Source organism: Mycobacterium sp. 852002-53434_SCH5985345, from assembly GCF_001667155.1.
Taxonomy (GTDB): domain Bacteria; phylum Actinomycetota; class Actinomycetes; order Mycobacteriales; family Mycobacteriaceae; genus Mycobacterium.
Window position 1 is genome coordinate 87783 of the sequence record NZ_LZIE01000066.1, and the last position, 18103, is coordinate 105885.

19 protein-coding genes are annotated in these 18103 nt (G+C 66.7%); 9 read left to right on the forward strand and 10 right to left on the reverse strand.

Annotated features, from left to right (window positions below):
• Positions 1 to 10: 10 nt before the first annotated feature.
• The 8 genes from A5756_RS16285 to A5756_RS16320 all read left to right on the forward strand — a co-directional run bounded on the left by A5756_RS16285 (position 11) and on the right by A5756_RS16320 (position 9048).
• Entirely contained in the window at positions 11 to 1540 is a 1530-nt protein-coding gene (locus A5756_RS16285; RefSeq protein ID WP_066954281.1) for an adenylate/guanylate cyclase domain-containing protein, read from the forward strand.
• 106 nt (positions 1541 to 1646) lie between these two features.
• Positions 1647 to 3713, forward strand: coding sequence for an MDR family MFS transporter (locus A5756_RS16290; protein ID WP_066954285.1), 2067 nt, complete (start codon positions 1647 to 1649; stop codon positions 3711 to 3713).
• A 29-nt stretch (positions 3714 to 3742) separates the two neighbouring features.
• Entirely contained in the window at positions 3743 to 4237 is a 495-nt protein-coding gene (locus A5756_RS16295; protein ID WP_066954288.1) for a carboxymuconolactone decarboxylase family protein, read from the forward strand.
• Between the two features lie 121 nt (positions 4238 to 4358).
• A complete protein-coding gene (locus tag A5756_RS16300) occupies positions 4359 to 5240 on the forward strand; it encodes a TIGR03854 family LLM class F420-dependent oxidoreductase (RefSeq protein ID WP_066954291.1) in 882 nt (293 codons plus the stop codon).
• Between the two features lie 41 nt (positions 5241 to 5281).
• Positions 5282 to 6634: a glutamine synthetase family protein gene (locus A5756_RS16305; protein ID WP_066954294.1), complete on the forward strand. Its 1353-nt coding sequence runs from the start codon at positions 5282 to 5284 to the stop codon at positions 6632 to 6634.
• Between the two features lie 11 nt (positions 6635 to 6645).
• Positions 6646 to 7749, forward strand: coding sequence for an amidohydrolase family protein (locus A5756_RS16310; protein WP_066954297.1), 1104 nt, complete (start codon positions 6646 to 6648; stop codon positions 7747 to 7749).
• 31 nt (positions 7750 to 7780) lie between these two features.
• Entirely contained in the window at positions 7781 to 8614 is an 834-nt protein-coding gene (locus A5756_RS16315; protein ID WP_066954300.1) for a lysophospholipid acyltransferase family protein, read from the forward strand.
• A complete protein-coding gene (locus A5756_RS16320) occupies positions 8614 to 9048 on the forward strand; it encodes an SRPBCC family protein (RefSeq protein ID WP_066954303.1) in 435 nt (144 codons plus the stop codon). Before A5756_RS16315 ends, A5756_RS16320 begins: the two co-directional genes overlap by 1 nt.
• 383 nt (positions 9049 to 9431) lie before the next feature.
• Here A5756_RS16320 and A5756_RS16325 read toward each other — a convergent pair whose 3' ends face one another.
• The 9 genes from A5756_RS16325 to A5756_RS16365 all read right to left on the reverse strand — a co-directional run bounded on the left by A5756_RS16325 (position 9432) and on the right by A5756_RS16365 (position 15992).
• Positions 9432 to 10418, reverse strand: a complete 987-nt coding sequence (locus A5756_RS16325; RefSeq protein WP_066954306.1) for a DMT family transporter — start codon at positions 10416 to 10418, stop codon at positions 9432 to 9434.
• 33 nt (positions 10419 to 10451) lie between these two features.
• Positions 10452 to 10643 carry a hypothetical protein gene (locus A5756_RS16330; protein ID WP_066954309.1) on the reverse strand — a complete coding sequence of 64 codons (192 nt, stop codon included), beginning with the start codon at positions 10641 to 10643 and terminating at the stop codon, positions 10452 to 10454.
• 534 nt (positions 10644 to 11177) lie between these two features.
• Positions 11178 to 11621, reverse strand: a complete 444-nt coding sequence (locus A5756_RS16335) for a limonene-1,2-epoxide hydrolase family protein (protein ID WP_066954312.1) — start codon at positions 11619 to 11621, stop codon at positions 11178 to 11180.
• 77 nt (positions 11622 to 11698) lie between these two features.
• Positions 11699 to 13030, reverse strand: a complete 1332-nt coding sequence (locus tag A5756_RS16340) for a cytochrome P450 (RefSeq protein WP_066954693.1) — start codon at positions 13028 to 13030, stop codon at positions 11699 to 11701.
• A 53-nt stretch (positions 13031 to 13083) separates the two neighbouring features.
• On the reverse strand, positions 13084 to 13503 hold the full coding sequence (locus tag A5756_RS16345; RefSeq protein WP_066954315.1) for a lipoprotein LpqH: 420 nt from the start codon (positions 13501 to 13503) through the stop codon (positions 13084 to 13086).
• Positions 13504 to 13516: 13 nt separating this feature from the next.
• Positions 13517 to 14350: an SDR family oxidoreductase gene (locus A5756_RS16350; RefSeq protein ID WP_066954318.1), complete on the reverse strand. Its 834-nt coding sequence runs from the start codon at positions 14348 to 14350 to the stop codon at positions 13517 to 13519.
• A 6-nt stretch (positions 14351 to 14356) separates the two neighbouring features.
• The gene (locus A5756_RS16355; RefSeq protein ID WP_197502247.1) at positions 14357 to 14830 is read right to left on the reverse strand and encodes an SRPBCC family protein; all 474 of its coding nucleotides are present in this window, start codon (positions 14828 to 14830) and stop codon (positions 14357 to 14359) included.
• Between the two features lie 37 nt (positions 14831 to 14867).
• The gene (gene rpfC / locus A5756_RS16360) at positions 14868 to 15317 is read right to left on the reverse strand and encodes a resuscitation-promoting factor RpfC (RefSeq protein WP_232001941.1); all 450 of its coding nucleotides are present in this window, start codon (positions 15315 to 15317) and stop codon (positions 14868 to 14870) included.
• Positions 15318 to 15410: 93 nt separating this feature from the next.
• Positions 15411 to 15992: a chorismate mutase gene (locus A5756_RS16365; RefSeq protein WP_082960046.1), complete on the reverse strand. Its 582-nt coding sequence runs from the start codon at positions 15990 to 15992 to the stop codon at positions 15411 to 15413.
• Positions 15993 to 16046: 54 nt separating this feature from the next.
• On the opposite strand from A5756_RS16365, the gene A5756_RS16370 reads away from it, so the two are divergent.
• On the forward strand, positions 16047 to 16664 hold the full coding sequence (locus tag A5756_RS16370; RefSeq protein ID WP_197505783.1) for a hypothetical protein: 618 nt from the start codon (positions 16047 to 16049) through the stop codon (positions 16662 to 16664).
• 86 nt (positions 16665 to 16750) lie between these two features.
• Here the strand turns inward: A5756_RS16370 and ag85B are convergent, their stop codons facing one another.
• Positions 16751 to 17743, reverse strand: coding sequence for a diacylglycerol acyltransferase/mycolyltransferase Ag85B (gene ag85B / locus A5756_RS16375; protein ID WP_066954325.1), 993 nt, complete (start codon positions 17741 to 17743; stop codon positions 16751 to 16753).
• Between the last annotated feature and the right edge of the window lie 360 nt (positions 17744 to 18103).

Below are 18103 nucleotides of genomic sequence, written 5' to 3' on the forward strand. Positions count from 1 at the left end.
GTCTCCCGGCATGGATCGCATCTGGCAGTGGGCGTGGAATCGGTTCCGGACGCGGTACTCGTGGGTGATCTATGCGGTCAGCGTCTCCGAGTTGCTGTCGGTCTACCTCACGCTCTCGTTGCTGATCGTCGCGTTCGAACGGTCCGATCGCTACGTCGAGGCGGTCGCGGTGACCGTTGGCACCGTGCTGGTGATGGTGTACGTGACCAATCTCCCCGGACTGGGCGGGAGCCGTCTTGTTGAGCGGTGGGCGGCCGGGCGCGAGGTCGATCGGGCGAGGGCGCTGGAAGCCACGTACGCGTGGAGCCGGACGGCCGGACCCCGCGGGGTGGGGGCCAATGGTGTTTTCATCGCCGTGTTATTCCTCGTCGTGGGTGCGATCGCCGGGGCGACCGGGCCACGATTAGCCCAGTTCGCGATCCTGGGCGCCGCCACAGGAACTTCGGTGGTGCTCATCGCTGTGCACAGCTACCCCGAAGGGGCCCTGCGGCCCGCCAGGGTCGCTCTCGCCGGAGACACCGGAATGGGTGACGCCCTGCCTCGCTCTCGCCCGACTTTCGCCGCGTGGTCGAACGTGTCCGTGCTCGCGGCCGCGTTCGTTTTCGCCGTCGTCGGCGCGCTGTTCGCAGTCGCGATCGATCGGGTCCGGGAGGCCCCGGTCCTCATCGTCGTCATCGGTTGTGGCTTGGTGCTTTTCTTCGCAGTGCCGCTCACCGTCGGCGCCTCGTTCGCCCCGTCCCTGCAACCCCTTCGCGACCTTGCCGCAGGAACCGAACGTGTTGCGGCCGGCAACTACAGCCAACGCCTGCCGGTGGTTCAAGACGACGATCTCGGCGCACTGGCGGCGTCCTTCAACCGCATGCAAGCGGGATTGGCCGAGCGGCAACGACTTCACGCCGCGTTCGGGACATACGTCGATCCGGCCCTGGCTGCACGCCTGCTGGAGCAGGGCGACGATATGTTCACCGGAGAACGCCGCGAGGTGTCGGTGATGTTCGTCGACATCCGCGACTTCACGCCGTTCGCCGAGACACATACCGCCGAAGACACGGTGGCCCGCCTCAATGCCCTGTTCGAGATCGTGGTGCCTGCCGTCGTCGACGCCGGTGGGCACGTCAATAAGTTCCTCGGCGACGGTGCACTAGCGGTGTTCGGCGCGCCCAACGACCTTGCGGAGCATGCCGACGCCGCGGTGGGCGCCGCGGTGCTGATCCACCGCCGTGTCGCCGCGCGATTCGGCGGCACGCTTCGGATCGGCATCGGCATCAATACCGGCACGGTGATCGCCGGCACCATCGGCGGCGGCGGCAAGTTGGAGTTCACCCTGATCGGTGACACCGTCAACGTCGCTGCCCGCGTCGAGCAACTAACCAAGACCACCGGCGACGCAATCCTTCTCACTCGGCAGTGCGTCGACGCCCTGAGTTCTCGGCCGCCGGCGCTGATCGACCGGGGGTCCCACGCCCTGAAAGGTAAGTCAGCCCCCGTGCAGGTCTTCAGCCTCCAGCAAGAGACCGACGCGCGGGTTGATTGTCGCTAGCCGGCGGCTAGGGGATTCGCCTCCGCGGGCCCCGTTGCTGCGCGGTTAGATTGCCTTTGGTTAACCGCGGGCATCCCTGAGCAACGGTCGCCGACGGAAGGCAGGCATGACGAGCCCAGCAGCAATTCGAGGCGGTTCATCGACGGACGCCGCGCCGGGCAGCGCGTCGGTCGACCCGCAGCGACGCAATTTCATCTTCGTGGCGATCCTGCTCGGCATGCTGATGGCCGCGCTGGACCAGACGATCGTGGCGACCGCATTGCCAACCATCGTCGCCAATCTTGGTGGCGCGGGCCATCAATCGTGGGTTGTCACCAGCTACCTGCTCGCCTCGACCATCATCACCGCCCTCGTCGGCAAGTTCGGTGACCTGTTCGGCCGCAAGCGGGTGTTCCAGGCGGCCGTCGTGTTCTTCGTCGCCGGATCGGTGCTGTGTGGGCTCTCGAGTTCGATGGGCATGCTGGTCGCGTCGCGCGCGCTGCAAGGCATCGGCGGCGGCGGGCTCATGGTGACCGCCATGGCGCTGATCGGCGAGGTGATCCCGCTGCGGGACCGCGGCCGCTACCAGGGTGCGATGGGCGCAGTATTCGGCGTCACCACCGTGATCGGTCCCTTGCTCGGGGGCTACTTCACCGACCACTTCACCTGGCGCTGGGCGTTCTGGATCAACGTGCCGATCTCGGTCGTGGTCTTCTTCGTGGCGGCCGCCGCCATCCCGGCGCTGTCCAACCGCACCAAACCGGTCATCGACTACACCGGCATCCTGTTCGTCGGCCTGGGCGCCTCGGGGCTGACACTGGCCACCAGCTGGGGCGGGACCACCTACCCGTGGGGATCGCCCATGATCATCGGGCTGTTTGTCGGCTCCGCGATCGCGTTGTGCGCCTTCGCCTGGGTGGAAAGCCGCGCCGCCGCGCCGATCCTGCCGACCCGGCTGTTCGGCAGTCCGGTGTTCACGGTGTGCTGCGTCTTGTCCTTCGTGGTCGGTTTCGCGATGCTGGGCGCCCTGACGTTCCTGCCGACGTACATGCAGTTCGTCGACGGCGTCTCGGCCACCACGTCGGGCCTGCGCACGTTGCCGATGGTGATCGGGATGCTGACCACCTCGATGGGCAGTGGTGTCATCGTCGGCCGCACGGGCAGATACAAAGTCTTTCCGGTCGCCGGCACCGCCGTCATGGCGCTGGCGTTCTTTCTGATGTCGCGGATGGACCCGTCGACGTCGGTCTTGGTTCAATCGCTGTTCCTGGTCATCCTCGGCGCCGGGATCGGGATGTGCATGCAGACCCTTGTCCTGATCGTGCAAAACACGGTGGACTTCGACGACCTCGGCGTCGCGACCTCCGGCGTCACCTTCTTCCGCACGATCGGAAGCTCGTTCGGCGCCGCCATCTTCGGGTCACTGTTCACCAATTTCCTGCACAGCCGGATCGGCCCGGCGCTGGTGGCCAGCCGCGCGCCGGCCGCGGCCGCCGCGTCGCCGGAGGCGTTGCACCGGTTGCCCCGCCAGGCGGCCGCTCCGATCGTCGCCGCCTACGCCGAGTCGCTCACCCACGTATTCCTCTGGGCGGTTCCGGTCGCGCTGGCGGGGTTCGTCCTGGCGTTGTTCCTGCGGGAGGTCCCGCTGCGGGAAATGCACGACAGCACAATCGATCTCGGCGACGCGTTCGGCATGCCAAACACTGAGACACCGGACCAGATGCTGGAGGGCGCGGTCGAACGCATGCTGCGCGGTGTGCCTGGCATGCGATTGCGCAGCATCGCGATGCGACCCGACTGCCGACTCGACGTGGCCGGATTGTGGGGGGTCCTGCGCATCAACCGGTACGGGGAGATGTATGGCACGGCCCGGCTCACCGACATCGCCGACTACCTACGGATACCGTTCGAGGTCTTGGAGCCCACCTTCTCGCGCCTGATCGCGACCGGATACGCCCGGGGCGACGGCGACCAGATGTGGCTGACCCCCGCGGGGGCCCAACAGGTGGAATACGTGCACTCGCTGCTGGTGGGCTGGCTGGTCGACAAGCTCGCCCGGTCACCGGGATTCGACGGACGACCGGATCGTCGCGTCGTCGAAGCGGCGCTGAATCGAGTCGCGGGCCGCGTTCTCGCGCAACGGGACTGGAACGACGACCGTCCCACCACGAAGATCCCGGTGCCCGCACCCTGAGACGGGCGCTCCGGGCGTACCATCACGCCATGAGCCGAATCGGAACATTTGCCGACGACGACCTGGCCGGCTGGTTTGTGAAGTCACCTGACATCGGCGGCGCGCTTGGCGGTTTCAGCAACGCGGTTTACACCAAGAACCGGTTGCCGCTGCGCACGCGCGAACTGGCCCGCGCCGTGATCGCCCACCGCAACGAGTGCGTCGTCTGCGTCAACACCCGCGACGAGGACGGGCCCGCCGCCGGAGTCGACGAAGAGCTGTACGACCACGCCCAGGAGTGGCGCACCTGGCCCGGCTACAGCGAGCAGGAGCGGCTGGCCGCCGAGTTCGCGGACCGATTCGCCAGCGATCACACCGCCCTGCGCGACGACGAGGACTTCTGGAGCCGTTGCTCCGAGCACTTCTCCGACGAGCTGCTGGCCGACTTGGCCCTGTCGTGCGCGCTATGGGTCGGCATGGGTCGAGTGTTGCGGACCCTCGACATCGGCCAAGCCTGCAAGCTGACCATTCCCAGCCGCGCATAGCCCTTCTCGCCGCGGGCATTTCCGCGGCGACACATGAACGTCAGCGACGACACGCCGGAAAACGTCTCAGCGGTTTATGTTTCGCGGGCACAAAAGGCGGCACCACGGTGTTGCGCCATGGATGAAGATTCGCTTCGGCGTCGGGTTGGGCGCGGACACCGCTCCGGATCGGTTGGCCACCATCGTGGATCGGCTGGAGGCCACTGGAGTGGATTCGCTGTGGTTCTCTGAGCTGGTCTACTCCCCGGCGGTCGATCCGGTGGTCGGCATGGCCTACGCCCTCGCCAGGACGACGCGGTTGAAGGTCGGCACCTCGGTGGCCGTGCTTCCCGGGCGGCATCCGGTACTGGTCGCCAAACAACTGGCTTCGTTGGCGGCGGTCGCGCCGAAGCGGGTCCTTCCCGTCTTCGGGCTGCGGTCCGCGATTCCGGCCGAACGCGAGGTGTTCGTGGTCCCCGACGGAGAGCGGGCCGCGGTGTTCGATGAGTCGCTGCGGGTGCTGCGCTCGGCGCTGGCCGAGGATTCGGCCAGCTACACGGGCCGATATTTCACGGTCAACGGGGCTTCCGTGATGCCGCGGCCCAACCCGCCGCTGGACATCTGGTTGGCCGGTTCGGCGCCCGGGGCCTTTCGGCGGATCGGCGCGCTCGGCGACGGCTGGCTGGGCAGTTTCCTGACCCCCGAGGAGGCGCGGGCCGGCCGTGAGGCGATCGAACGAGCCGCGGCGCAAGCGGGCCGGCAGATAGACCCCGACCATTTCGGGATCTCATTGGCCGTGACAGAAGGCGACTTGCCCCCGGAGCTGGCGGCTGCAGCCCGCAAGCGTCGCCCCGACGTTGACCCCGCCGAGCTGATCGCCACCGGATGGGATCACCTGCACCGCCAACTCGACGCCTACATCGATGCGGGCCTGACGAAATTCGTCATCCGGCCGGCGGGCGGCGCTCCCATCGAGGGCTTCCTCGATCGGTTCGTCGCCGAGCTGATCGCCCGCCAGAACTGAATTCGTCAGCCAGGGCGGCTCGAGCCTGCACAATGACTGCCATGACCGGCACACCGCTTGCGGCCGCGGGGATCGCCCAGCTGGAGGCCGAGGGCGTCGACACCGTCATCGGCACCGTCGTGAATTCCGCCGGGCTCACCCTTGCCAAGACCGTTCCGATCCGGCGGACCAACGCGTTCGCGGATCCCGGTCTCGGCGCGAGCCCCTCGTGGCACGCCTTCGCGATCGACCAGAGCGGCATCGCCTTCACCCCCGACGTCGGCGTCATCGGGGACCAGCGCCTGCGCATCGACGTGTCGGCCCTGCGCATCGCCGGCGACGGGCTCGCGTGGGCGCCCGCCGCGTTTTTCTCCCAAGACGGCACACCCGTTCCAGCCTGCGCCCGCGGCACGCTCGGCCGGGTCGAAGCCGCGCTCACCGAAGCCGGGATCGAGGCGATGATCGGACACGAGGTGGAATTCCTCTTGGTCGCCCCGGACGGCGGCCGCCTCCCGTCGACGTTGTGGGCGCAGTATGGCCTCGCCGGCATCCTCGAGCACGAAGCGTTCGTCCGGGACGTCACCCGGTCGGCGGCGGCGGCGGGCATCGCGATCGAGCAGTTTCATCCCGAGTACGGCGCCAACCAGTTCGAACTCTCCCTGGCGCCACAATCCCCGGTGGCCGCCGCCGACCACCTGGTGCTGTTGCGGCTCGTCATCGGGCGGGTGGCCCGCCGCCACGGGGTTCGCATCAGCCTGTCGCCTGCGCCCTTCGCGGGCGGCGTGGGATCCGGTGCCCACCAACATTTCTCGCTGACTACAACGGATGGCCCGCTGTTCTCCGACGGCGCCAGCGCCCACGGCATGACGGCGGCGGGGGAGAGCGCGGTGGCAGGGCTGGTCGGCGGACTGCCGGCTGCGCAGGGCGTGTTGTGCGGGTCGATCGTGTCCGGCTTGCGGATGCGCCCGGGCAACTGGGCCGGCGCGTACGCGTGCTGGGGAACCGAGAACCGCGAGGCGGCGGTGCGGTTCATCACGGGCGGGCCCGGGAATCCGCGTGGCGGGAACGTCGAAGTCAAGATCGTCGATCCCTCCGCCAACCCGTACCTGGCCTCCGCGGCGATCCTTGGGCTGGCGCTCGATGGAATCAAGCGTCAGGCGAGCTTGCCGCCGGAGATCACGATCGACCCGGCGACCCTGTCCGATTCCGACCGCGAGCGCGACGATGTCGTCAGCCTCGCCAGAGGACAGCCCGAAGTGATTGCGGCGCTGGATAATTCGGAGCTGCTGCGCGGCATTCTCGGCGATCCGGCGGTCGACATGGTGGTCGCCGTGCGCCGCCTGGAACACGAGCGATACGGCGACCTCGACACCGAGCAACTAGCGGACAAATTCCGGATGGCCTGGAGCCTGTGACGGGGCACGCGATGACGTCCGACGCCCTGGAGCTGCACATCGGTGAAGTGCGGCTGATCGATCAACACGTCCACGGTTGCTGGCTGACGGCGGGGGATCGGCAACGGTTCGAGAACGGGCTCAACGAGGCCAACACCGAACCCATCGTGGGGCCGGGGTTCGACTCGCAACTCGGCTTCGCCGTGCGCGCGCACTGCGGTCCCATCCTCGGGCTGGCCAGACACGTTGACCCGCAATCTTATTGGGAGCGCCGCAGCCAGTTCAGCGAGCCCGAGCTGGCCCGCATGTTCCTGCCGGCCGCGGGAGTGAGCGACTGGCTGGTGGACACCGGGATCGACGCCGGCACCGCCGGTCCGGCCGGCATGGCCGAACAGTCCGGCGGCCGCGCTTACGAGGTGATTCGCCTCGAGCAGATCGCCGAGCAGGCCGCGCAGGCGCCGGGCGACTACGCGGCGGCCTTCGAGGACATTTTGCGGCGGCGCGCGGCGACGGCGGTCGGCACCAAGTCGATCCTGGCCTACCGGGGCGGGTTCGGCGGCGACCTGAGCGAGCCGTCGCCGTCGCAGGTCGCCGACGCGGCCGCCCGATGGCGCGACCGCGGCGGCACCCGATTACAGGATCGGGTGCTGCTGCGTTTCGGGTTGCATCAGGCGCTGAGGCTGGGCAAACCCCTGCAATTCCATGTCGGCCTCGGCGACCGCGACTGCGATCTGCACAAGACCAACCCGATGCTGTTGCTCGACTTCCTGCGGCAGTCCGGGGACACCCCAATCGTCTTGTTGCACTGCTACCCCTACGAGCGCGAGGCGGGATACCTGGCACAGGCCTTCAACAACGTCTACCTCGACGGTGGGTTGAGTGTGAATCAGCTGGGCGCGCGGTCCGGTGCGTTCATCGCCCGGCTGCTGGAGCTGGCCCCCTTCCGCAAGATCCTCTACTCCTCGGACGGGTTCGGCCCCGCGGAACTCCACTTCCTCGGCGCGGCTTTGTGGCGCAGCGGCATTCATCGCGCATTGCGGGAATTCGTGGTCAATGACGACTGGAGCGAGAGCGACGCCATCCGGGTGGTCGACCTGATCGCTCACGACAACGCCGCAGTTCTCTACCGCGTTTGACCCCCGGTGAAGCCGGGGTATACGGCCCGTTATGTCGACCGCGAAGGGCGTCTTGGAGTGGGCCCGCGACAAGGTCGTGTCGTGGGTGCCCAAGGCGGATCTCGACCAGCGCGACCCCGACTACATTCGCGACCAGCTCCCGGGCACCTGGCTGCTCGCGTCGCTCTATTTCCGGGCGGACGTGCGGGGCATGGATCGCATTCCCGCCGAGGGGCCGGTACTGCTGGTCGGCAATCACAGCGGTGGCAACGTGCCACCCGACACCTTCGTCTTCACGCTGGCGTTCTGCTCCTATTTCGGCGTCGAGCGGCCCTTCTACCAGTTGGCCCACAACCTCGTGGTGTCCGCACCGCCGCTGGGCTGGCTGCGCAAATTCGGCACCGTTGCCGCCAACCCCGAAAACGCCCGTCTCGCATTGGATTCCGGGGCCGCGCTGCTGGTCTACCCCGGGGGCGACTACGAGGTGTTTCGGCCCTCGTGGGAGCGCCACAAAGTCGACTTCGGCGGGCGCATGGGTTACGTCAAGCTGGCCCGCGAGGCCGGAGTGCCGATCGTGCCCGTCGCCAGCGTCGGCGGGCAGGAAAGCGCGTTGTTCCTCAACCGCGGGCAGTGGTTGGCCAAGCTGCTGATGGCCGACAAGTTGCTCCGGCTCAAAAGCATCCCGATATCGCTGGCGCTGCCCTGGGGTCTCAACGTCAGCGACCTGGCGGCGCATCTCCCGTTGCCCACCAAGATCGTGATCGAGGTCCAACACCCGATCGAGGTCGATGGTGACGACCAGGCGGTGCACGACAAGGTGATGGCCAGCCTGCAGGGCGGCGTCGACCGGCTGGCCGCCGAGCGGCGATTCCCGGTGATCGGCTGATGCGCGTCGAACGCTGTTGCGTCATCAACGCCGACCGTTCCGCGGTCTGGAAGATCGTCAGCGACCCGGACTGCTACCCGTCGTTCATGACCAACCTGGAGCGCTGGGAGTCCTCCAACGACAAACCGACCGGCGTAGGCGCGCGCTACACCGTCCACTGGAAGATCGGCTCCGTCCCGGTCGGGGGGCTCATCGAAGTCGTCGAGTTCGACGACGACCGCGACCTGGCCTTCGTGGGCCTCACCGGCATCACCCTGCGCGGGCGGATTCGACTGCGTGACGCGCGCGACGGCCGCACGAAGGTGACGTTCAGACTGTCGTATCAGGCACCGGGCGGGCTGCTCGGATACATCGCGGACCGAATCGCCGTGCGCCAGGTGGGACGCACGCTCGCCGGAACCCTGAAACGCCTCCGGACGTTGGCCGAGTCGTAGCCAATTTTTCCAATTTCCGGTGTGATCAACCGCAGCGCGGCTTACGCTCCGATCGACGAATCGGGCAACGTCACCAAACTTCGAACACGAAAGGGGTTTGGCAGCATGTTGCTCCGAGCGACTCCCGTCGCCGCGGTCATCGCCGGCGGTGCCTGCCACGGCCACGGCGGCGCCCAACAGTACTTATAGCGGTTGGCGACGTCGGCGCTGCGCAAGGCGCTGTGATGGTCGACATACGAGGGGTGACCATCCAAGCGACGTAAGCGCCGATGTCGCCGAATCCGTTGCAGCCCAGAATGTTTCCCGACGCCTGAGTCCGCTCGGGTCGCCCACTGTGGTTCGGGCAGCAGACTTGTTCCCGAACCGTGAGCGCGTAGGAACGCTCATGCGGCACGACAGCTGCGCTCGCCAAGAATAGGTGTCGATGGCACCGCGGACCCAAACGTCACGTGCGGCCGGGTTAGTGTCTCGGGCACCGCAGCCTGATCAGAGGTTTCCGCGTTTTGCTCGCTACTGAGTGCCGCCGTTTGGGCCTCGCCGCGGGCTAGAGCCACTATCGCGACAATCACCACAATCGCCGCCGACGCCAGCACGATCATCCCCACGCCATCGGCGTTGAGGGTCTCGCCGAGCACCACGATGCCCAGAACCGATGCCACCGCTGGTTTGGCCACGGTCACCGACGGCATTGAGGCGGTCAGCGCACCAGCGCGAAACGATGACTGCTGAAAGATCATCCCTGCCAACGCCGCCAGTATCCAGACGTAGAACTCCGGCGCGCACAGCAGCGCCCCGAAACCATGTCCGGCCGCCGCGACGACGGCTTTGGTTAGCACCGCGAACAGGGCCAGCGACGAACCGGCCACCACCGCCAGCAGTACAGCCGCACGCGGGCCGGGCCAAATGCGCGCACCCAGGACACAGAACACCAGTAGCGGACCCAACACCAGGGCCACCACAGTCCAGGTTGTCAGCGACCCCTGCGACTGCCCGGCCTTCGGGTCGCCAATCGTGACGACCACCGCCAAAGCGACGGCGAGCACCGTCGCCCACATCCACTGCCGGCGGGTCACCCGCTGATGGGTCAGCCGCGCATTGAGCGGCAGGGCGAATAGCAGCGCCGTCACCTGCAGCGACGTCACCAACATCACCGACCCGACCCCCAGCGCGGCGGCTTGCAGGCTGTAGTTGGCAACGGCCCCCCCGCCGCCAAGCCACCACCGGGAGTCGTGCAACGACATGCGGAACAACTCCCAGTGGCCGACTGGTTCATCGGTGACTTCATGCGCGGACCGTTGACGGCTCACCGCGCCGATCGCGGATGCCAGCGCGGCGCACAGGGCGAGCACAACCGCGAGTTCCGATAACATGGGATCTCCTCAAGATGCCGAGCTCACTTCGGGCTAGACCCCGAAGTAGACGCCGTACCTGCTGGTGGCGAGCGCTTTCAACAGCGACAGGACCAGCCCGGTTCCAGCCAAGGTGCCCAGAGCCACAGCCACGATGAAGGCGACGCGGAAGCTCGTGGAGAGCGCCGACCGGAGAGGGTTCTGCTGGTCGACGGCGGTCGACGGGTGGATGTTACGGGCGGTCATGGCATTCTCCTCGTTGACTTCGTTTCGGTCATGTGATTGTCGTTGCCTAATTCATGACGAACTCATGAAGGAAATGGTGCTAGACAAAGCACTGCTTCCGGAATGACCGGGAAGCCAGATTGGGTTGCCGCTAGGGATAGGGTTTCCTATCCATTTGGTAAGCATCGCGTGATCGAGTACAACCAGCGTCGGTTGAGGCGCCCGCCCTGAAGTCGTCAGACGACCGCACCCGAATCTCCGATTTTCGGCGCCGCAGTTAACGTCTCGAGTACCGTCATCGCGCGGCGTCGGAGGGCCTCATTGGCCAGACGGACCGGCGATCACCCAGCAAGCGGATCGCAGGAGATCTCGCCCTCCTCCGCCATGACCGACATACTCGAACGCGGTTGCCCAATCTGCTACGGCGACAACGTGGTTGGATGCGCTGAAGCGTTTCTCAGTCTGGCTACCTAGCCCTGAACATTCCGCTTGGTCAGTTCGGGGGGAGCGCCTGTGCGCTCACACCAGCAGAGAAATGAGGTAACCCCGAGTCTGCTAGACCAAGCTTGTCGCGTCGAAGACCCAGCTCGTGTCGGCCGTCGCCAGGTTCTCGAAGTGGTTCGGGGGAGCGAAGCTGACCAGGCTGTTCATGTCCCAATAGTCTTTCCAAACGGTGACCTTGCCGCCCTCGACCTTGTGGACCGTCACGAACCTCAGCACGCCGCGCTCACCCGTGGTGAACGTCCATGTCTCGGAGTGCTCGTACATCACGTCAGCACCGTTGGACACCAGCACGCCATCGTGGTTCTCATAGCCCGCCAGCGGCTCGAGACCCATCTTGAGCCGCTTGACGATGTCTTCCGGTCCGCGCGCCGAAAGCGCCGGAACCGGCATATCGACGTAGAGGCAGTCATCGGACAAAAACGTCTTGACCGCCTCCCAGTCCCGCCGCGAGAGCGCCTGCCAAAGCCCGAGGACGACATCCTCGACCGAGATCATAGAAACGTCTGTCATAGCGCAAATAAACTCGGTTGCCGAACGGGTGTCAACAGCCGGCACCCTCCCGGCACGCCGCACTAGCCGTCGACGCGAGCCATCGACCGTGCCGGCCCCAGCGCGACCGGCAGCGACGACCAGCCCCGCAGCACCCGCGTGTCGCGCCTGCTGCCCACGCCCGCCGCACGCACCTCGGGGAAGCGGTCGAAGAACGTACGCAGCCCGACTTCGCCCTCGGCGCGCGCCAGCGCGGCGCCCAGGCAGAAGTGCCGGCCCCCGGAGAACGCGAGATGCCTTCCCGCGTTGGGCCGTTCGATGTCGAAGCGGTGCGGCTCGTCGAAGACGGACGGGTCGCGGTTGGCGGCTGCCAGATAGACGAGCACCAAGTCGCCACGCTGCAGCCGCTTCCCGGCAAGCTCAACGTCGCCCTGCGCCATCCGCGCGGTCAGCTGTACCGGCGACTCCAACCGCAGTATCTCCTCAACGGCGTTAGGCCACAGCTCCGGTCGTTCGCGCAGGGTATCCAGGCGGTCGGGAGCGTCCAGGAGCATGCGGATCCCGTTGCCGAGCAAGTTGACCGTGGTCTCGAACCCGGCCGCCAATACCAGCCCGGCGATCGCTTGCAGCTCGTTCTCGTCCAGATATGTTTCGGCCGAGCCGCTTTCGGCTACCTGGATCAGCTGGCTCATCAGGTTGTCGCTCGGGGCGCGCCGCAACTGACCGAGATGCTCGCCCAGCCAGGAGCTGAAGCCGGCGAGCCCTCGCTGCACGCTGCGGTATTGCCGCCAGGTCAGTCCGATGTCCAGGCTCGGTGCGGCGAGCTCACCGAACTCCAGGACGCGCGGCCGGTCACGCTCCGGCACGCCGAGGATGTCGCTGATGATCGCGACGGGGAGTTGCGAGCAATACCGGCCCACAATGTCAACGACCTGCGAGGCCCCGGACTGGGCGGCCAGCTGATCCAACAGGTCGGCGGCGGTCTGCTCCACGCGAGCGCGCAACGCGGCGACCGCGCGGGGAGTGAAGACCGCGGACACCGTCTTGCGGTAGCGGGTGTGATCCGGCGGCTCGACGGCGAGCAGCGACGGCGCGCGAAGCGGATGCAGCAGATCGTCGCGGCTGCGGCGCTCCAGCCAGCGCAGCGGACCGGGCAGATTCGCCCCGAACACCAGCACGCGGAAGTCGTCGGAGCGCAGCAGCTCGTGGGCGAGCGCATGCTCGGCCGTCAGATAACTCACGCGACCCTCGACCAGCGGCCCCGCCGCTCGGAGTTCGTCGTAGAACGGCACCGGATCGGCCGCCACCCCGGGGTCGGCGATCAGCCTGGCGTGCAGGTCACCGCGCCGGACCCCGAGCGTCGCGACGCCCCGGATGAACCCGTGCATCGCCAACCAGTGCAATCGCGCCTTCACCGGCCCCTCCATCGATTGATGTCACCGAGCCTATGCCCGGACCCCGGACACCGTCAGCACTCCGCGATGATCTTGAACTCCGTCGTCACCACTTTGTCGGGGTTGCTGCTGTTGATGCCGTAGGCGCTACCGGTGATCGTGTAGGCGTCGTTAGTGACGTCGGCGCGCGCGTCGCCCACGCCGCCGTTCCAGAAGCTCCCGGTGAATCCGTCGACGTTGCGGATCTTCACCCACTGGGGCATCACCCGGTAACCACTGGTCAGCACCACTGCCTCGACGCCGCCGTCGCGGTCCTTGATGTCGATGGTGCGGTACTGCTGGTTTTGGCTGCACGCCGGAGGGCGGGTGGTGTGAGTGGCGCCGTCGATGGTCAGGCGGGCCGCTTTACGGGGCGTGGTCTGGGCCTGTCCGCACCCCGCGACGCCGACACCGGCGATCAACACGAAAACCACTGCGATCAACCGGTTTCGCATTGGTTCAACTCCTTCACTGCCGCTTCGGCATCAGCGCGGGTAGGGATTTGACGATGCTGCGTCGCACGAGTTCCGGACTCAGGCCCTTGAAGAAGTCGATCAAGCGAATGCTCTTCGGCACGTACCAATGCAACCGCTTCGGGTTGTGGTAAGCCTGCCACGCGGCTTCCGCCACACTGCTCGCCGGCATCAGCCGGAACAACCCCTTCTTGGGCGCGGTGGCCCGAAGCTCGTCGGCCGTCCTCGGCGCGCCGCCGTCGTTGGAGTGATTCGTCGTCGTGGTCAGGATGGCCGTGTCGATCAGGCCGGGCAGCACGTCGGCGACGCGGACCCCGTGCCGGTGCCACTCGACGCTGAGCGCCTCGGTCAACCCTTTGACCGCGTGCTTGGTCGACGAATAGACGGCGAGCCGCGGCATGCCGTAGGTGCCCGACGACGACGAGGTCGAAAACATCAGGCTGCCAGGCGTTTTCTTCAGATACGGTAACGACGCGTAGGCGCCGGTAAGCACCGCTTTGTAGTTGATGTCGACGACGCGCATGGCGGCCTCGTAGGGCACGTCCTCGAACCAGCCGCTTTCGCCGATGCCGGCGTTGTTCCACATCATGTCGAGCCCGCCGTCACTGTTGCCTGCGCAGAAGTCGGCGAGGGCACCCTCCAGGGCCGCCCTGTCCGTCACATCGACCTGGCGGGTCCACAACCGGTCGCCACCGAGTTCTTCCCGCAGCGTCGCCAGGCCGTCGCCGTTGCGGTCCAGGGCGCCGACCCGCCACCCCTTGGCGTGGAACAGCTTTGCCCCCTCCCGGCCCATGCCGCTGCCCGCGCCGGTGATGAAGATCGATTTCACGGCGCGTCAGCCGGCCTCGACCACATCTTTGATGCGGTTCAGGGTTTTGGTCATGTCGCGCACGTTGCGTCGCTTACGCAGGAAACCCCCGAAGAGCCAGTAGAGGCCGAGCCACGGGGCCGGGTTGAGCCGGAAAGACTCGGTCACATCCGTGCCGCCACCGCTGGGCGCCAACCGGTAGTGCCAGTTGTTGACCGCCCGATCGCCGAGCAGCACCGCGAACCCGAATTCGCGGCCAGGCTCGCACGCGGTCACCTCGCACGTCGTCCAATACACCGGCCCAATCTCGTTGCGCCGAACGTGACCACGGAATTTCGCGCCGAGGGCGGGGCCATTCGCGTCGCCCAGCCACTCGGCCTCGAACACTTCGGGGGAGAACCGGCCGATGTTGCGAACGTTTGCGATGAGATCCCAGATCTTGTCCGCAGACGCCGCCATATGAACAGTCGCCGAACCTTCCATGGCCTGATCCAAACACAGCTTGCCGTTCGGTCATAGACCGCGAGGACATTGATCGTCAGTGCGGCGCCGCCGCCTGGATCAGCCCGTTGATGATCTCCTTGATGCCCTGCGCGGGGTGCGAGTACCAACCGATCGGCAGGCCCGAATTGGCGCCGCACTTCGGCCACGCCTCCACCCCTTGGTCGGCGAAAACCCGGTTGGCGACGGCGATTTGCTGCTCTCGGGACGCGGCCGCCGGGTTGCCGACGCCGCCGTACCGCTCCCAGGTACCCGGCTTGAATTGGAGTCCACCGTATTCGCCGTTTCCGGTGTTGGCGTGCCAGTTGCCACCGGACTCGCACTGGGCGATCGCGTCCCAGTTGGGCGTGGGTGCGGAGGTGGCTATACCAGTGGACGAAGCTATCGACGCTGCAACGAACCCGCCGACCGCCAGGGACTTGACGAGAGGCTTGCAGAGAATTTTCATGTCATGGATTTCGGACGCTGTGGCCAAAGCGTTACCCATTCGAAAATGCCGCGAGATATGCCTTCTATCTGCGCAAACGGCAATATCGAGGAGCAAAAAGAAAGTGTTAGAAACCGTTGAGGAAAAACTAAATTATTGCTGGCAATATGACTGAGTGGCTAACGCCAGCGCCCGTTGATAGAGGGTGTCGAGGCCGCGGGCGCGGATGGCGCCGCTCGCGGCGAGCCCGAGTTGCGCGGGGCAGGCCGCCGAATGCAGCAAGTCCCAGTTGGCCACGATCTGGTTCAGCATCGTTTGGTTGACGTCGTCGATCGCCGACCGCGACGCCGACAGATCGGCCGACTCGGCCGGCGCGGCGTCGGGATCGAACTTCCAATCCGCGAACCGGCTGTATTCGATGCCCTCCGTGGCCCGGATCTGGTCGCCGAATACCCGGGTGACGTAGTCGGGGTCGATCCGCCTGGCCGAGGCCTGGGCGGCCATTTTCGCCAGTTCGTGCCGGACGCGTCCTTGGTCTTCGACGGCCCCGTGACTGACCCACTTGAAGGCGGCCACCGGCTCGGCGATTTGTAACCGCTGCGCGGCGGCGTCGACCAACTCGGTGAGGGGGCTCGCATCGTCGGCTCCCGCGGGCGATGCGACCAGGATCGCCAGTCCGACGGCCATGCCGGCGCAGCGGGTAACCAGGATCATGCGCCGGCTCTGCATGACCATGATTCTGCGGCAGCGCCGGATACGAGCGCATTCGGGAGTTAGCCTGGGGTGCTGATGTCGTCGACCATGGACAATCGCGGCCCGCGCCGCGTTGGCGGGAAGCGCGGGAAATCGTTGCGCTCGAGGCAGATTCGTGCGCTGATCGCCGTCGCGCTGGCGATTCCCCTGTTGCTCGGTGCGGCGCTCATCATGGTGGACCGGCTGCACTCGACGCCCGCCGACGCCCTCGAACATCCCGCCAGTCCGGTGAGCGACGATCAATCGAAGGCCCAGGTCGTCCAATCGGCCCAGCACATCGTCACCGCGACGGGTCTGCAAGCGTCCTCGGCGGGCTACTCGCTGATGTCCTGCAAAAACCGCGACGACCCGCCGTATCAGGGCTCGATCTACCTGACGTTCTCGCTGCCCGCCACCGCACCGGCCGACACCTATTTCGGCCGGTTTGCCGCGACGCTGGCCGGCGATGGCTGGGCCGAGGGCCTACCACCCAACAATCACGCGTTCGCGAAGACACTCACCAAGGACGGCGTCACAGTGATCGTTTACCGCCACGACGACGAACCGCACCTCGGCGTCCTACGCGTCTACGGCCAGTGCCGCAACATGAACGATCACCGCAGGGACGCGACGGCTTGGACGGATGTCACCGACCAATTCGCCGCGACGCGTTGATCGGGGGAGACCCAAAGGGCCATGACGCACTACTGCGCCCGACGGCGTCGTCGTCGGGCGCAGCAGCGACCTCGGGGCAGGTGAGGCTATCCGCCGCCGCCTGCGGTAGCACCCAGGGTGCCCTGCAGGTCCGGCTTCATGGCGTTGAGCTGGGCTCCCCAGTACTCCCAGCTGTGTGTTCCGTTGGCGTTGAAGTTGAACACGGCGTTGTGGCCACCGGCCGCGTTGTACTGGTCCTGGAACTTCAGGTTGCTGCTGCGCACGAAGTTCTCCAGGAACTCGGCGGGCATGTTCGCCCCGCCCAACTCCGACGGTGTGCCGTTACCGCAGTAGATCCAGAGCCGAGTGTTGTTGCCCACCAGCTTGGGGATCTGCAGTGAGGGGTCGTTGCGCTGCCACGCGGGGTCGCTCGACGGGCCCCACATGTCGCTCGCCTTGTAGCCACCGGCGTCGCCCATCGCGAGGCCGATCAGGGATGGCCCCATGCCCTGCGAGGGGTCCATCAGCGCGGACAGCGAGCCCGCATAGATGAACTGGTTCGGGTGGTAGGCGGCCAGGATCAGGGCCGAGGAACCGGCCATGGAGATGCCGACCGCGGCGCTGCCCGTGGACTTGACGCTCTTGTTGGAGGCCAGGTACTGCGGCAGCTCACTGGTCAGGAAGGTTTCCCACTTGTAGGTCGAGCAGCCGGCCTTGCCGCAGGCCGGGCTGTACCAGTCGCTGTAGAAGCTGGACTGGCCACCGACGGGCATGACGATCGACAGGCCCGACTGGTAGTACCACTCGAACGCCGGCGTGTTGATGTCCCAGCCGTTGTAGTCGTCCTGGGCGCGCAAGCCGTCGAGCAAGTACACCGCGGGGGAGCCGTTGCCGCCGCTCTGGAACTGGACCTTAATGTTGCGGCCCATCCCCGCCGACGGCACCTGCAGGTATTCAACCGGCAGGCCCGGGCGCGAGAACGCTCCCGCGGTCGGGGCGACGCCGGCAAGACCGATCAGCCCCGGGAGGGTAACGGCGGCTGCCGCACCGACTAAAAGCCGGCGCCCCCAGGCCCGGACCATCTCGCTCACATCTGTCATACCTGCCCCTTGTCGTGTGTGACCGTCGTCTCAGGCAGGAATTTACCGTGCGAATAGCCCGAATGTCGATCGGGACGCGGGGGTGTCTCAGTTTGGTATCGGAATTCCCCCGCCAATTGCGCTCGCGGGGATAAGAGCGCCGCAACGTTCGCACCGGTTGACCCGCATCGGGATTTGACCACCGGGCCGCGCATAACGCCTGGCAGCGGGGTCTAGGGCGGGCCGGGCCGTAATGCGCAAAGCCGCCATTTTCGATCTCGCCACGACGTCTAGCGGCGCCGCGCCGCCGAACCAGCGCCGAAAAAGTCGATTCGGTACCCGTAAGACGTTTATCGCGGCGGGCGGAAGGGACGGTTTCCC

Excerpts from the sequence above, each read along its gene's own strand:
- A5756_RS16300 (WP_066954291.1), top strand. The coding sequence starts at position 4,359 with ATGAAGATTCGCTTCGGCGTCGGGTTGGGCGCGGACACCGCTCCGGAT.
- A5756_RS16310 (WP_066954297.1), top strand. The coding sequence starts at position 6,646 with ATGACGTCCGACGCCCTGGAGCTGCACATCGGTGAAGTGCGGCTGATC.
- A5756_RS16320 (WP_066954303.1), top strand. The coding sequence starts at position 8,614 with ATGCGCGTCGAACGCTGTTGCGTCATCAACGCCGACCGTTCCGCGGTC.
- ag85B (WP_066954325.1), bottom strand. The coding sequence starts at position 17,743 with ATGACAGATGTGAGCGAGATGGTCCGGGCCTGGGGGCGCCGGCTTTTA.
- A5756_RS16365 (WP_082960046.1), bottom strand. The coding sequence starts at position 15,992 with ATGGTCATGCAGAGCCGGCGCATGATCCTGGTTACCCGCTGCGCCGGC.
- A5756_RS16285 (WP_066954281.1), top strand. The coding sequence starts at position 11 with ATGGATCGCATCTGGCAGTGGGCGTGGAATCGGTTCCGGACGCGGTAC.
- A5756_RS16325 (WP_066954306.1), bottom strand. The coding sequence starts at position 10,418 with ATGTTATCGGAACTCGCGGTTGTGCTCGCCCTGTGCGCCGCGCTGGCA.
- rpfC (WP_232001941.1), bottom strand. The coding sequence starts at position 15,317 with ATGGGTAACGCTTTGGCCACAGCGTCCGAAATCCATGACATGAAAATT.
- A5756_RS16370 (WP_197505783.1), top strand. The coding sequence starts at position 16,047 with ATGTCGTCGACCATGGACAATCGCGGCCCGCGCCGCGTTGGCGGGAAG.
- A5756_RS16315 (WP_066954300.1), top strand. The coding sequence starts at position 7,781 with ATGTCGACCGCGAAGGGCGTCTTGGAGTGGGCCCGCGACAAGGTCGTG.
- A5756_RS16335 (WP_066954312.1), bottom strand. The coding sequence starts at position 11,621 with ATGATCTCGGTCGAGGATGTCGTCCTCGGGCTTTGGCAGGCGCTCTCG.
- A5756_RS16330 (WP_066954309.1), bottom strand. The coding sequence starts at position 10,643 with ATGACCGCCCGTAACATCCACCCGTCGACCGCCGTCGACCAGCAGAAC.
- A5756_RS16295 (WP_066954288.1), top strand. The coding sequence starts at position 3,743 with ATGAGCCGAATCGGAACATTTGCCGACGACGACCTGGCCGGCTGGTTT.
- A5756_RS16345 (WP_066954315.1), bottom strand. The coding sequence starts at position 13,503 with ATGCGAAACCGGTTGATCGCAGTGGTTTTCGTGTTGATCGCCGGTGTC.
- A5756_RS16305 (WP_066954294.1), top strand. The coding sequence starts at position 5,282 with ATGACCGGCACACCGCTTGCGGCCGCGGGGATCGCCCAGCTGGAGGCC.
- A5756_RS16290 (WP_066954285.1), top strand. The coding sequence starts at position 1,647 with ATGACGAGCCCAGCAGCAATTCGAGGCGGTTCATCGACGGACGCCGCG.